We start from the raw sequence: 13,824 nt of genomic DNA on the forward strand, positions 1-13,824 counted from the left end.
TTGTTGGTTCAGGCGGGGCAGTGCCCGTCGTAGGCCTGTTGCAAGAGCTGCCGGATGCCGTCCCGGCTGACGGGGCGCGGATTTGCGTAGGGGTTCTTCACCGCGATCTCGGCGGCGCGGTCGAGGTCGGGTTCGGTGAGGCCGAGGTCCGCCAGTCGCAGCGGCGCGCCAACGGACTTGGCGAAGTGCCAGAGGCCCGCGCCCGCCGTGCTGCCGAAGGTGTCGGCGATGGGTTTGAGCAGGTCCCCGACGGCGGGTTCGTTGTAGGCGGTGGTGTGGGGCAACAGGACGGCGTGCGTCTCGGCGTGCGGAAGGCCGAAGCTGCCGCCGAGGACATGCGCGAGCTTGTGGTGCAGCGCCATCGAGACGTAGCCAAGCGCGGTGGAGCAGCACCAGGCGGCGTAAAGCGCGCCGGACCGTGCCTCGCGGTCCTGCGGGTCCTTCGCCAAGGCTGGAAGCGCGTCGCGGAAGGCGGGCAGCGCGTCGCGGACCATCGCCTCGACCACCGGGTTGCGGTCGGGGGCGTAAAGCGCCTCCATCGCATGGGCGATCGCGTTCAGCGCCGAGGTGACGGTCAGGCCCACGAGCAGTGTGAGGGTCAGGTCCACGTCATAGACCACGACCTCGGGCCGGATCGCGGGGTCGCGGCGGGTGGTCTTTTCGCCGCCTGCCGTCTCGCCCAGGATGTCGGTCATCTCGGACCCGGCATAGGTCGTCGGGATCACCACCTGATCGGCCCCGGTGCGGACGGCGATGGCCTTACCGAGGCCGGTGGTCGAGCCACCACCCAGCGAGACCACGCAATCGGCCTGTGCCGCGCGGAAGGCCGCAACGGCCTCCTCCGTCACTTCGACCGGCGTGTGCATCGCGGCCCCGGCAAAGACGCCTGCGGCCTTGTCCCCAAGCGTTGCGGCCAGCGCCTCCGCCTCGGCCTTCTGGTGCGGGGTGGACAGGACCAGCGCGCGGGAATGGCCCAGACGCGCGACCTCGTCGGGGACCTGGGCCAATGTTCCGTGGCCGAAGACGACGCGGGTCGTGAGGCCTGGGAAGACGAAGGGGCGGGTCATCGGGGGGCCTCCATCAGGGGGACAAGGCCAGAGGCAAGGTCGGAAAGGACGCTGTCCAGCATGGCAATCTCGGCATCCGAGACTTCGTGCGGGCGACCGGGAAAGACATCGCAGCGCAGGCGAGCCTCGGCCTGGCCCAGCGAGGTGGCGGCCTCGGCGAAGGCCGCAACAGGGATCCACGGATCGGCGCTTCCGGCGCTGAGATAAACCGGCAAACCCGAGGGCAGCGCGTGGGGGCGGTCATCGGAGGCGATCCCCACCCGGCATCCGGTGAAGGCCACCACGGCATCGGGGGCGGCCTTTCCCGAGAACGCGTGCTCCAGCGACAGGCAGGCGCCCTGGCTGAAGCCACCCAGCACCAACGGCAGGTCGGGTGCCTTGCCGCGTAGGTCCAAGACTGTCGCTGCCAGCCCTTCCAGAGAAGCCGCCAGCTCAGCCCGCGTCGTTTCGGTCAAGGAATCGACGGCGCGGGCGTTGTACCACGTCTTGTCCCCGGCCCTGGGCAGCGCGAAGGCCACATCGCGGGCGGACAGGCGACGGATGACCGCCGCCTCCATCTCCTCGGGCGACTGGTTCCGGCCGTGGACAAAGATGCACAGCACCTTCGCCCGGCCAGGGTCCGCGCCCCGGAACAGGATGTCCGCCACGCCCGGCATCAGAAGTTGGCCGGTTCCAGGCCCGCTTCCATCTCGGCGCGGCGATCCTCGAACCACGGCGGGAAGACGAGGCTCTTGCCGATGGCATCCGCCGGTTCGTCCTTGGCCCAGCCCTCGGGCACCGTCCAGGCCAGCTCGAACAGCGCCCCGCCGGGGGACCGCATGTACATCGACTTGAAGTAGTTGCGGTCCTTCTGTTCCGAGACGTCGGTATAGCCCATCCCCTCCAGCCGGGCCTTGAGCGCGATCTGGTTCTCTTCCGTCTCGGTGTTGAAGGCGAGGTGATGGACCGTCCCCCCCGCCAGCGTCCAGGTCCCCTGCGGGCTGTCGCGGTCGGTGATGATCTCGATGACGGAGCGCAGGCCATCGTTCTGCGGCACCACCCACAGGCTGCCCTTGTCGTCGGTGCCTTCCCGACGGAACTGCATCCCGATGTCCAGGAACTCTTCCATCGCGGTCGCATCCATCACCGCCACGGCCCCGCCGTAGATGCCCTTGATCCCATGCGCCTCGGACACGCCTTGCGCGGGGTTGGCGATGGATTTGCGCATGTCGCCGGGGTTCTCCACCAGCTCATGCGGGATGCCGCAGGGATGGGCGAACATCACCCGGGTCAGGCCGAAACGGTCGCCCTTGGTGGCCGGGATGCCCTGCTTGTTCAGCCGGTCCACCCAGTAATCCGCCGACCCCACCGGGATCGCCTGCATGATCGTGCGGGTCTGGTTCGTCCCCCGGCGGCCATAGACGCCCGGCTTCTTGAACGGGAAGGTGGTGATGATCGTCGATGCATCGCCGTTCTTCGACCCGTAGTACAGGTGATAGACCGGCAGCACGCCATCGAACAGCACCGTGCGCTTGACCGAGTAAAGCCCCAGCGCCTTGGTGTAGAAGTCATAGTCTTCTTGCACGCCATGCGTGCTCATCGTCAGGTGGTGATAGCCGGAGACCAGGGCCATGGACGTCATCCTTCCTCTGAACTGCGTTGCGAAGCGTCGTCCCGGTCCAGGACCAGGGCGACGGAAAGCGAGACCCCGGACTTCTCGGCACGGAAATCGCCGATCAGGCCGGGCTTGACAGCAAAGAGCGCATCGCGGCCGATGGCCGGATCGCTGCCGTCGAAGATCGAGGTCACCAGCCGCGCATAACCCGGGGCGGTGACGGCAAAGTGGATATGGGCGGGACGGTCGAGCGAGAGGCCGATGCGGCGGGCAAGCTGGCCCACCGGGCCGTCGTCGGGCAGCGAATAGCTAGCGGGCCGGATGCTGCGGAAATGGAAGCAGCCCTGCGTGTCGGTCACGAACCGGCCCCGCAGGTTGTGCTCGGGCTGGTTGTCGGGGTCCTGGTTTTCGTAGCGGCCCTCGGCATTGGCGTGCCAGACCTCCACCTGGGCCCCGGCAAGCGGCTCGCCGTCGCAGCCGGTCACCGAGCCGGTGACGACCAGCGGCACGCCTTCGCCGGCCCGGCACAGGTTCGCCCCAAGCGGCAGGGCGGGCGCATCGGGCCGGTAGAAGGGACCCGGCAGGGTCGACGGGGTCGCGCGCGCGGTCCCTGCGGCCGAGCGGGACAGGACCGCGTCGGTCAGACCGAAGACATCGGCCAGCAGGACCCACTCCTGTCGGCGGGCGTCCGTGGCATAGCCCACGTCGGTGAGGAACTGCACCAGCGCATCCAGTTCTTCGGCCGAGGGCTGCAGCTGCGCAACCACATCATAGGCGTGGCCCAGGATCATCCGGACCGCATCGCCCAGGCGACCCGGGGCGGCGGCGGCCAGACGCAGGCGCTGTTCGGCGCTGCCCCCCTGCCCGTTCGACCCGTTCCCCTGCCCGTCCATGCCGGTCCTCCCCCCTGCAGGTCCCAAACTATGGAGGGCAGAGCACGCGGCTAATGACTTCTTCGAAGATCAATATACCATTCTGTTATGAAGCTTTCCGAGTCTCACCTGATCCAGCTTTCCGCCGTGGTCGACGCCGGCAGCGTCAGCAAGGGGGCCGCCGCCCTGGGCCTGTCGCAGCCTGCGCTCTCCCGCTCTCTCGCCCAACTCGAGGCGCGGGTGGGCAAGCCCCTTTTCATCCGCGACCGGCGACCCCTGCAGGCCACGCCTCTGGGCATGCAGCTTGCCGCGCATGGCCGCCGGATCCTGCTGGAAAGCCGCCGCGCGACCGAGGCGGTGCAAAGCCTTTTGCGGGGGACGCGCGGCCTGGTGCGGGTGGGCGGGGTGCCGTTCTTCATGGACGCAATGATCAGCCGGATCATCGCGTCGTTCCAGAACCACCACCCGGACGTCGATTTCCAGCAAAGCTACGGCAACCTGTCCGAGGTCGGCGCGGGTCTCATGTCCGACCAGCTTGACCTTGGCATCGTGCCGCTCGGCACCTCGGGCGAGCCGGAGGGCCTTGCCTTCACCGCGATCCTGCCCGCCCGGAACGTGGTCTGCTGCCGCTCGGGCCATCCGCTGCAGCATACCAAGCGCCTGACGACCGCGGATCTGGGTCGTTTTCCCTGGGTCGCTCCCCTGCCCGGCTCGCCGCTTTTGGCCGACCTCTTCGCGATCCGCTCTTCGCTGGGGTCGGTGGACCTGGACATCCGCTATTCCGGCGGGTCGCTCTTGTCAGTGATCAACTACATGACCGAAACCGACGCGCTGGCGGTCCTGCCGTTCTCGGTCTGGTTCGCCGAGCGCAAGCACAACCGCATCGCCGTCCTGCCCGTCGACATCCCCCAGCCCCAGCGCAACCTCGGCATCCTGAGGCCACTCGGACCGCCGAAGAACCCCGCCGCCGCGGGCTTTGCCGAGTTCGTGGTCGAGTCCTTCGAGACGATGCAGCAACTGATCCTGCGGCACGAGAATGCAGTGGTCTGGCGACGGTAGGACCGGCCCTTCACCGAGAGGACAAGGACATGAGACCGTCCAGCAGCGCGGTTGCCACCGGGTCGGCGTCCGGCGCCTCTTCCGTCAGACGGAACGTCGTCGCCACCAGGGTACCGCGTCCCAGGCGCTTTTCGATCAGGAAGGCGCCGGGCTTGTGGACCCAGCCGACCACCACGCCGGCATGGACCCGGCCCTGGAACTCCCACGGACGGAAGCCGGTCATCAGCTGCCGCGGGACCACGCCGGTGAAGGACAGGTCGAACAGCGGACCGCCCGGCAGGTGGGAAAACACCCCGTCGCGCCGCAGCCAGCTGAAATTGCCGACCCAGTCGCCGCGCCAGATGCTGCGGTGCCGGTCGACCAGCTGATAGCCCGGGAAGGTGAAATAGGCCGCCGAGCGGAAGCCGCCCAGCTCGTCCTCGATCTGCATCGACATCGGCCCGTCGCGCGGGGAGAGGTCGTCGCGCAGCCGGCCTGCTTCCTTGGCAACCAGCTGCAAGATGCGCGCACCGGCGTGGATGTCCTCGACCCGTTGCGCGTCGAGGTCATGGGTCACGAACACGTCCGCCTCGTGCCGCGACGTGACGCGGTAGCCCAGGCCCGCCAGCCGTTCGGCCAGCGCCCCGTCGTCCGAGGCGACCGTGACCCCTGACGCATGGCGGGCGGCGTAAAGCGAAACGGTCTCGTCATTCCGGGCGAGGATGCTGCCGTCGGGCGTAGTCAGGGTGAAATCGGCCCGCACCAGCGCAGTGGCTGCCGTCGCATGGGTCGCGGTGCTGACTGGAACCGGGATCACCTGCATAGGACCCGCCGCCGCCAGGGTCGCGCGCCCGCTGTCGCTGCCGAAGCTCCAGTCAAGCAGGCAGCCCTCAGGCAGACTGGCCCCGCCGGTGGCAACGGTCAGGTCGAACTGCACGGGCGTACCAGCCCGGGCCGCATGGCGGGCAAGACCGGGTGAGATCACGATGTCGGCGTTGGCCTTTGGCATGGCGGGCGCAAAGATGCGCGGGTTGCGCGCCATGTCGAGCAGGCCGTTGCCCTCCCAATGGACATCAGTGAACTCGGTGATCACGTAGCCTGCGATCGTCGGGTGGCGACGCATGACCTCGATCTCGTGCTTCAGGTTCATCCACTGGTGCCATTGCACCTGGTCGATGAAGGCCGGGAAGCTGCCGAAGACCTGGGCCAACCCCAGTTCGCGGAACCGCGCCTCGACGCCCTGCGGCAGGACTGCGCCATCGGCCCAGGTCGCGCCATAGGCCATCCACCAGGGATCCTGACCGTCCAGCCGCAACAGGTCGGGCTGCGGCAAGCCCCAGACACCGAATTCCGAGACGATCAGCGGCTCCTGCCCGGTCCGGGTGATGTCCGGCCCGCTTCCGAAGGTCCAGTCCGCCCCCGCAGCGAACTCCACGTTCAGCGCATCCCATTCCTCGCGCCGGTCGGTGGCCGTGCGGTAGTAGTGATAGTCGTTGAGGTCGGTGTTGACGTGCCAGTTGGGAAAGCAGGCCGAGTTGTCCACGACCAGCCGCAGCGGGTCCTCCTTGCGCAGCCAGTCGACCATGTCCGAAAGCCACTGCCGCTGCTCGGCGACTTCGCGCAGGCGCGTGCCCCAGTCCTCGTTGATCAGGGTCCAGATCACGATCGACGGGTGGTTGCGGTCGCGTTCCAGGATGCCTTCCATGGTTTCCCTCAGTCGCCGGGCCGAGTCCGGGGTGAAGGTCTCGATGTTCGGAATCTCGGTCCACATGAGCAGACCCAGCCGGTCGGCGACCTCATGGTAGCGCGGGTCGGGAACCTTGATATGGCAGCGCAGGCAATTCAGCCCCATCGCCTTGGCATTGCGGACCTGGTCTTCCAGAAGTGCAATCGACGGCGGAGCGCCGAAGCCGTCCGGGTAGTAGTCCTGGTCCAGCGCCCCCCGCAGATACAGCGGCGCGCCGTTCAGCCAAATCTGCCCGTCCCGCGTCTCGATGCGGCGGAAACCGAAGCGTTCGAGGCGGAGGTCGATCTCTTGGCCGTCCAGGGACAGGGTCGCGCGCAGGGTGTAAAGGGCCGGGCTTTCCGGCGACCAGGGCCGAACATCGGGCACCACGAGTTCGTGCCGCACCCGGGCGCCGCCAAGGTCCAGCGTCACGGCCTGCACCGCCTGTCCCTTGGGATCTTCGATCTCAAGCCTAAGCGAGCCAGCGACCGGGCGTGAAAGCGCGATCTCCAGGGCAAGCCGGCCGTCCGGCCAGTGCGGGTCCAGTCGCATCGCGCGGATATGGGCCGGATGACGCGCCTCCAGCCGCACCGACTGCCAGATGCCTCCCTGCGGCCCGTACCAGCTTTGCTTGCCATGCGGGATTTCCGAAAGATCGGCACCCTCGCTACGATGGCCATCGGGCAGGAAGGCCTCCACCTCCAGCTGGTGCGTGCCCGACAGTCCGGACGGCAGCACGACCTCGAACGGCAGATAGCCCCCCTCGTGCCGGGCCAGTTCCGCCCCATCCAGCCGGACTACGGCCGTGTCGCTGACCGCGCCGAAGGCCAGGGCGACTTCGAACCCGGTCCAGGCGTCGGGAATGGTCAGCTCCCGCAGGTAAGTGACGCGCCCGAAGGCCACCGCAAGCTCGGGAAACTGCGCCTGCCAATGCCCCGGAACCCGCACCTCGCGCCAATCCGACTGGCTTTCGTGGCGGAACTGCCAGGTGCCGTCCAGCGAGAGGCAAGGCCGAAGGGGCGTGGCGGGCTGGGCGGAGAGGACGGTCTGGCGCATCATGCGGCTTTCCTGCTGTCGATTGCATCAAGGTTCCCCTGGACGGGCGCGATGGGCGCAGGCGCGCATCGGTCCCGCCGTGGGCGAGGGTCATCCGACGCCGACGAAAAGCCGCGCTTTGGCCAGCACTCCCGGCTCCGTTTCCTCCGCCATGTCCAGCGCGCGACGGACAGTCCAGGGCTGCAGCGCGCGCCAGGGGCGAGCCCTTGCCAGAACGGCAAAGACGGCCCGCATGGGCTGGGGACGGCGGAACCGAAGCGGTCAATCATCCGGCGCGACAAGAGGGTGGGCGTAACCAAGGCAGACCTTACCCCCGACCTTCATCCACCGGGCGACTCTTTGGGTGAGTGTTGCCGGATTGGACGGGTTCGGCAACGGGAACATGGGACGGCACTTCGCCCCTGCGCCGCGCCGCCCGGAAGGTTTCCAGCCTGTAATGTGCCTCGTGCGCCACCGGATGCCGTGACCTGACCCGTTTGGTCCGACCGGGGTGCAAGCTTCCGATACGAGAGACTGGCGGAGGATGGGGGTCTGAAAGACAACCTTCTCCACTTATACTCGTTTGTTTTCAATAGCCTAGCGGACCAAAGATTCGGCTGATCAACGATCCTTCCGCTGATCCGCGACGATCCGCCCGTCCTCAAGCGCCACGAAGCGCGCCGCACGCACTCGCGCCGACACATCTGCGCCGCTGGCCAAGGCCAGCGGCATCCTTGATGTGTAGTGTTTCTTTGGTTATATTGAATACGCGCCGCACATGAGGAGTCTGCGAAGTCCCGCTCCACGACCATGACCGTCTGCCTCAGCGGTGCGTTCAGCGACTTCGTCGCGGCCAATGTCAGCGAGAACGGCTCCTACGAGAACATCAGCGAATACGTGCGTGACCTGATCCGGCGGGACAAGGAGCGGGCAGAGCAGGAGGCGTTCGACAGGCTGAAGGCCGAGTTGACCCGCCCCTTCGCCGGGCCCGAGACCAGCTACAAGCCGCGGACAGCGGCCGAAGTCATTGCCAGCGACCGGGCCTGCGCGTCGGCGAGAAGACCGCACCATCGGGGCCGAACAGCAGCCCCTTCATCCGTAGGGCCGCCGCCGCGTCTCGATACACCTTATCGCATCGCGGGATCCTCGTGGTCATGGAGATCGGCCAGCATCAGAATTATACGGAATCGAACCCATATGTTGCTCGCAGCACATTGAACGGTTCAAGGACGGCCATAGCGATACGCAGTGTTTACCTCCCGGTGACCTGCTTCTGGGCGGCGCCGAGTTCCCGCAGCGTAGGATCGCAGTAGATCGGTGACGATCTCCTCGGGGGGACCGCAGCGCTTCATCAGTTTCCTGAGGAAGTTCAGGGCGGCCTTGCGGTTTCGGGTCTTCGTGACCAGTCCCTCCAGCACCTCGCCCTCATGGTCGACGGCTCGCCAGAGGATGTGCTGCTCGCCGTTGATCTTCACGAACATCTCATCGAGATGCCAGCGCCATTCAGGGCCCGTCCGCAAGCGCGAGGCGCGGCGGCGCCGGATCTCGGCGGCGAACATTGGGCCGAAGCGCATTCACCACTGCCGGACTGTTTCATGGCAGATGTCGATGCCACGCTCGCGCAGCAGGTCTTCGACGTTCCGAAGCGAGAGCGGGAAGCGCACATAGAGCATGACCGCCAGGCGGATGACCTCGGGCGAGGTCTTAAAGTACCGGAAGGGCGAGGGCTGGGTTATGACAGGGTGGGTAGGGGGCTCGCCGCAGTCCGGCCAGACAGGTTTCCCTGACAGCGCCCCGGCATGCAATCGGGGAACTTTTTTCGAGCCATGGGTAGATATACTCATGACTCGAATCTGCCGCCCTCGTAACGTGTAAGCAAGATGACATGTCTGGAGTTCTAAGTAACAACAGCGCAGGTAAAGCATGCAGATTGATAATTCGCATTACGCGACATCCGCACAGCGCCGGTCTGTCTCGAATATCATGTCAATCATGTCTGAAGACCTGTCCCGAGCCAACAGGATTTTGTTGGTCGCAGAGGAACTGAACACTCTGGCGCCGCTGGCCGCGATGTCGCTATCGATCTATGACCCGCTGACCCGCAATCACAACTCAATATTTTCGCACGGATATTCCCGGGAAACCGTCGCCTACCTGGACAATTCATACATGTCCATCGATCCGGCTTATCTGTGGATCCTGCGCACCAACCAGTCGTTCTTCAGCTGGGAAACAACCAATTTCGATTACTCTCGCAGCATTTCCGCGCGCAATTTCTGGAACCCGGCTGGCTACAAGGGGGGGTCGACCAGCTATCTGAAGAGCCGATCAAACAGATATGTCGGCAATCTGCATACCAGCAGCGAAGATCCCGGCCAGCCATCTGTCGGGTTCCTGAGGATCATTGATGACATTTCGCCCGTGCTGTCTGCGCTGGTCGACAACTGGGAAACACCGAAATCGCTGATCGAAGGGCTGGAGGAACATGCCTGCTCCCTCTTCATCGACGACAAGGGAAACACTCAGCGCCCCCACAGGCATGAGGCATGTATCTTCGGCAGGATACATGAATTGTCCAACATTGCCGTCAGAAAATACGGCAACATCGACAGCCTGCATGTCATCGGCGCGCGTCTGCCCAGCACCTGCTGGTGCCTATGCGGAGAGATCGTGCATCGCGTCGATTTCAAGATCTGCCATGGCGGCTGGCTTGTAAGCCACGTCCCCGCGTCCCTACCCTTCGGATTGACCATCAGGCAGGCCGAGGTCTGCTCACTCTCTGCTATCGGCATGACGCGCACCCAGATTGCGGACATTCTGACAATATCTGCACGGACCGTCGATCGGCATATCGAAAATATACTAGAAAAAACCTTCGCCAGAAACCGGATCGAGCTTGCATATCTCGCCGCGAGCTCCGGCCTGATCAACCTAGATTACCTTGTCGCACATTTCAATTCGGCACAATGCCACAAAAAGGGAGGAGAAGATGACTGAAGCCAGCGAATCCTGCGTCCGGGATCCGTCGAACTATCGTGACAGGAGCGCCGACTGGTACGCGTTCTATGACGAGCGGCGGCGAAAGGAGATCATTGACATCATTGATGAACACCCCGAAATCGTCGAGGAGCATGCCGCGAACCCGTTCGGCTACAGGAAGCACCCCAGCCCCTATCTTCAGCGAGTGCACAACTATTTCCGCATGCAACCGACCTTCGGAAAATACTACATCTATTCCGAAAGGGAATGGGACGCCTATCGGATCGCCACGATCAGGGAGTTCGGCGAGCTGCCGGAGTTGGGTGATGAGCGATTCAAGACCGAAGAAGAGGCCATGCACGCCGTGTTCCTGCGCCGCATCGAAGATGTGCGCGCAGAGCTTGCATAGTCATTTCTCAGCACGAATTCACACAGGGGGAAGACATGAAAGACATTGCCATTCGCGGATATTGTGACCGCCCCAGCGTCGCCACTGGAGAAACGATCCGCTTTTACGTCAGCGCCAACGAAACCAGGGGGACATTCGATGCCGAGCTGGTCCGGCTGATCCATGGCGACAGCAATCCGGCGGGTCCGGGTTACAAGGAGGAAGCGATCAAATCCGATCTGGAAGGGCAGTATCCCGCCCGCTTTCAGCGCACCCAGTTCGGAAGCTATGTCGAGGTCGCGGATCCCGACGCCGGGTTGCAGCCCGATGGTGCGTTTTCCGTTCATCTGTTCCTCTGGTCCACAACGCCGAGCCGTGGCCGTCAGGGGATTGCGTCGCGATGGAACGACGAGCGCCAGTCGGGGTGGAACCTCGCGATCGAGGACGGCCGCGTCGTGTTTACGATTGGCGACGGCAGCGGTGCGACCTCCAGTGTCGTCAGTGATCGCCCGCTGTTTCAGCAGATCTGGTATTCGATCACCGGTGTTTATGATCCCGAAAAGAAACAGCTTCGGCTGTATCAGAAATCCGTCGTGAACCGGACAAACAGCCGCTTCGGGCTTGTCGTCCCGCTCGATTCGGATTGTGCCGTCTCTGCCGATGCCACTGTAAAGGCTGCCGATTCCGAAACCTCGCTGCTGATTGCCGGGCTCGGCGAGGCAGCCGCGCAGGACGGCCGGACCTGGTGCATCGCCCATTACAACGGCAAGGTCGATGCCCCCAAGATCTATGGCTGCGCGCTGGGCCAAGACGATGCGGAAAAGCTGTCCAGGGGCGAGATCGTGAGGCCTATTTCCCGCCTTGCCCATTGGGATTTTTCTGCTGGGATCGGGCTGAACGGGATTCCCACCGATCACGTCGTCGATGCCTCGGGGAATGGGCATCACGGCCGCTGCATGAATCAGCCCGATCGCGGCTCGACCGGGTGGAACTGGGACGGGCATGAGGAGAACTTCATCCACTGCCCCGAGCAGTATGGCGCGCTCTGGTTTCACGAGGACTGCCTGGACGACTGCCGCTGGGAAAAGGATTTCGAGTTCACCGTTCCAGAGGGCCTGAAAAGCGATTTCTACGCGGTGAAGATCCGTTACGAGGACACCGAGGATTACATTCCGTTCTTCGTTCTTCCGCCGCGCGGAACCGCCACGGCGCCGATCCTCGTCATTGCCAGCACGCTGAGCTATCTCGCCTATGCCAATGAGCAGATCATGCACAAGGCGGATATCGGACAGGCCGTCGCCGGCCATACGCCGGTTCTGAACGAAAACGACGTCGAGTTGCACAAGAACCTGAGCTATTACGGGCTGTCAACCTATGATGGTCATATCGACGGTCGCGGCGTGCAATACACCTCATGGCGGCGCCCGATCATGAACCTTCGCCCGAAACATCGTCAGGGTTTCGGCTCGATCTGGGAGCTTCCCGCCGATCTACACTTGATCGACTGGCTGAACCATAACGGTTTCGAGTACGACGTCGCCACGGAACATGATCTGAACGATCAGGGCGCGGAATTGCTGCGCCGCTATAAGGTTGTGCTGACCGGCTCGCATCCCGAATATCAGACTTGGGCCAATGCCGATGCGTGGGAGGATTATCTGGCCGACGGCGGGCGCGGCATGTATCTGGCCGCGAACGGGATGTACTGGATTGTGGAAGTTCATCCGGAAAAGCCCTGGGTCATGGAGGTCCGCAAGGAACTGGGCGTGACCGCTTGGGAAGCGCCGCCCGGCGAATATCACTACAGCACCAATGGACGGCGCGGCGGTCGTTTCCGTGGACGCGCCCGCGCGACCCAGAAGATCTGGGGCACCGGAATGAGCAGTTTCGGTTTCGATCATTCGGGTTATTTCGTTCAGATGCCCGACAGCCAGGACGAGCGCGTCGCCTGGATCATGGAGGGGATCGATCCTGAAGAGCGGATCGGCGATGGCGGCCTCGTCGGAGGTGGTGCCGGTGGATATGAGTTGGATCGCTACGATCTTGCTCTGGGCACGCCGCCGAATACCTTACTGCTTGCAAGCTCGGTCGAGCATAGCGTCGTCTATACGGTCATCCCCGATGACAAGGCATTTCCGCATCCGGGGATGAATGGTGGCGAACATCCTTTCGTCCGCGCCGACATCACCTACTTCTCGACCGCAAATGGTGGCGGCATGTTCGCGACATCGTCCATTTCCTGGCTGGGCAGCCTGTCCTGGAATGATTACGATAACAATGTCTCGAAGATGACCAAGAACGTGCTGAATCAGTTCATCAAGGATGAGCCGGCGCCGCGGGTCTGACCAGAGCCGAGCGGCGGATATTGTCACGATATCCGCCGTGCGCTCGGGCCGTCGTTCCCCCGGTTCGCCATGCACAAAGCGAAGTTGTTTTTCAGCAGGCCTGAAAGCTTGAGCGCTGAACAACATGGCAGGGGGAAAAACGGCGGTTTTCGCTGTGCGCGATGGCCGCTGGTGCTGTTTGGGTCAAACCCGCGGAGGGGCTGATCAGGCACACAACTCTCTGTCTCGTGCCATATCAGATAGCACGGGAGCGCCGCGAAATCCTGCGCATTATCGGCGGACGGTAAAATCAGCCTCGTCAGGCGATCCTTCGGTGTCGTCGGGTTCATCGTTGACTGTCAGCCGACGGACCGTCGCCAGTAGCTCCTCGATCGCCTGTTCCGCTGCCGCGAGTTTCACGGCCATCATCAGTTCCTCCCGCCCCGCCATTGCGAGGAACATCCCCAGCACCTCGTCGGAGTGTCGCGCCGGAGCGACCAAATGCTCTCCGCTCGGGCCGTATCTGCCAGCGAACCAGTTCTTCACCGTCTTCTCATTGGCGCCGGTCCAGGAGGCGACGATCTTTGCCCCCGCCCGACTGTCTCCGAGTGATCGCTTCAAGGTCGATGCGATCTCAGCCGCGAACCAGTTGTCCGGCTCGTGCTGACCGTTCCCAGTATGCCTTTTTTCGTTTGGAAAGAACTTGCCCTTTTTCGGAAACGACATTCCGGCCTCCCTCGCGTTACATGGACACGGGGATTCAGCCGCAGCTTTGCGCGGACTGGAGGAATTTGCTTGGAA

Annotated in this window: 11 protein-coding genes and 2 pseudogenes; 5 read left to right on the top strand and 8 right to left on the bottom strand. The window is 64.1% G+C overall.

Annotation, left to right across the window (positions count from 1 at the left end; translation table 11 throughout):
- Window positions 1–8: 8 nt before the first annotated feature.
- From ACE3Q6_RS06395 to ACE3Q6_RS06410, 4 genes are read right to left on the bottom strand one after another with little or no spacing between them, the layout of a single operon-like run.
- Window positions 9–1,067 (bottom strand): maleylacetate reductase, encoded by a 1,059-nt coding sequence (locus ACE3Q6_RS06395; RefSeq protein WP_374429887.1) that lies wholly within the window; start codon window positions 1,065–1,067, stop codon window positions 9–11.
- Window positions 1,064–1,723 carry an alpha/beta hydrolase gene (locus ACE3Q6_RS06400; protein WP_374429890.1) on the bottom strand — a complete coding sequence of 220 codons (660 nt, stop codon included), beginning with the start codon at window positions 1,721–1,723 and terminating at the stop codon, window positions 1,064–1,066. The genes ACE3Q6_RS06395 and ACE3Q6_RS06400 overlap by 4 nt, the downstream gene beginning before the upstream one ends.
- Complete coding sequence (locus ACE3Q6_RS06405; protein ID WP_374429892.1) at window positions 1,723–2,679, bottom strand: glyoxalase; 957 nt, start codon at window positions 2,677–2,679, stop codon at window positions 1,723–1,725. The genes ACE3Q6_RS06400 and ACE3Q6_RS06405 overlap by 1 nt, the downstream gene beginning before the upstream one ends.
- A gap of 5 nt (window positions 2,680–2,684) precedes the next feature.
- Entirely contained in the window at window positions 2,685–3,554 is an 870-nt protein-coding gene (locus ACE3Q6_RS06410) for a dioxygenase (RefSeq protein WP_374429894.1), read from the bottom strand.
- 87 nt (window positions 3,555–3,641) lie between these two features.
- On the opposite strand from ACE3Q6_RS06410, the gene ACE3Q6_RS06415 reads away from it, so the two are divergent.
- A complete protein-coding gene (locus ACE3Q6_RS06415) occupies window positions 3,642–4,592 on the top strand; it encodes a LysR family transcriptional regulator (RefSeq protein WP_374429898.1) in 951 nt (316 codons plus the stop codon).
- Between the two features lie 10 nt (window positions 4,593–4,602).
- Here ACE3Q6_RS06415 and ACE3Q6_RS06420 read toward each other — a convergent pair whose 3' ends face one another.
- Both ACE3Q6_RS06420 and ACE3Q6_RS06425 read right to left on the bottom strand, forming a co-directional pair.
- A complete protein-coding gene (locus ACE3Q6_RS06420) occupies window positions 4,603–7,356 on the bottom strand; it encodes a glycoside hydrolase family 2 protein (RefSeq protein WP_374429901.1) in 2,754 nt (917 codons plus the stop codon).
- Between the two features lie 87 nt (window positions 7,357–7,443).
- On the bottom strand, window positions 7,444–7,587 hold the full coding sequence (locus ACE3Q6_RS06425) for a hypothetical protein (protein WP_374429903.1): 144 nt from the start codon (window positions 7,585–7,587) through the stop codon (window positions 7,444–7,446).
- 555 nt (window positions 7,588–8,142) lie between these two features.
- Between ACE3Q6_RS06425 and ACE3Q6_RS06430 the strand changes: the two are divergent.
- A pseudogene (locus tag ACE3Q6_RS06430) lies at window positions 8,143–8,373 on the top strand (type II toxin-antitoxin system ParD family antitoxin); the annotation flags it as partial.
- A 218-nt stretch (window positions 8,374–8,591) separates the two neighbouring features.
- Here ACE3Q6_RS06430 and ACE3Q6_RS06435 read toward each other — a convergent pair.
- Window positions 8,592–9,068 (bottom strand): annotated as a pseudogene (locus tag ACE3Q6_RS06435) (IS6 family transposase); the annotation flags it as partial.
- A gap of 256 nt (window positions 9,069–9,324) precedes the next feature.
- Here ACE3Q6_RS06435 and ACE3Q6_RS06440 point away from each other — a divergent pair.
- Genes ACE3Q6_RS06440 through ACE3Q6_RS06450 form a run of 3 tightly spaced genes read left to right on the top strand, consistent with a single transcriptional unit; the run spans window position 9,325 to window position 13,044 of the window.
- Window positions 9,325–10,329, top strand: a complete 1,005-nt coding sequence (locus tag ACE3Q6_RS06440) for a helix-turn-helix transcriptional regulator (RefSeq protein WP_172413068.1) — start codon at window positions 9,325–9,327, stop codon at window positions 10,327–10,329.
- Entirely contained in the window at window positions 10,322–10,720 is a 399-nt protein-coding gene (gene dmfA1, locus ACE3Q6_RS06445) for a N,N-dimethylformamidase subunit alpha (RefSeq protein WP_062563510.1), read from the top strand. Before ACE3Q6_RS06440 ends, dmfA1 begins: the two co-directional genes overlap by 8 nt.
- Before the next feature lie 35 nt (window positions 10,721–10,755).
- Window positions 10,756–13,044: a N,N-dimethylformamidase beta subunit family domain-containing protein gene (locus tag ACE3Q6_RS06450; RefSeq protein ID WP_062563509.1), complete on the top strand. Its 2,289-nt coding sequence runs from the start codon at window positions 10,756–10,758 to the stop codon at window positions 13,042–13,044.
- Window positions 13,045–13,314: 270 nt separating this feature from the next.
- On the opposite strand, the gene ACE3Q6_RS06455 is transcribed toward ACE3Q6_RS06450, so the two are convergent.
- Window positions 13,315–13,749: a hypothetical protein gene (locus ACE3Q6_RS06455; RefSeq protein WP_062563508.1), complete on the bottom strand. Its 435-nt coding sequence runs from the start codon at window positions 13,747–13,749 to the stop codon at window positions 13,315–13,317.
- Window positions 13,750–13,824 lie beyond the last annotated feature (75 nt).

The organism is Tabrizicola sp. (assembly GCF_041913445.1).
Classification (GTDB): domain Bacteria; phylum Pseudomonadota; class Alphaproteobacteria; order Rhodobacterales; family Rhodobacteraceae; genus Tabrizicola.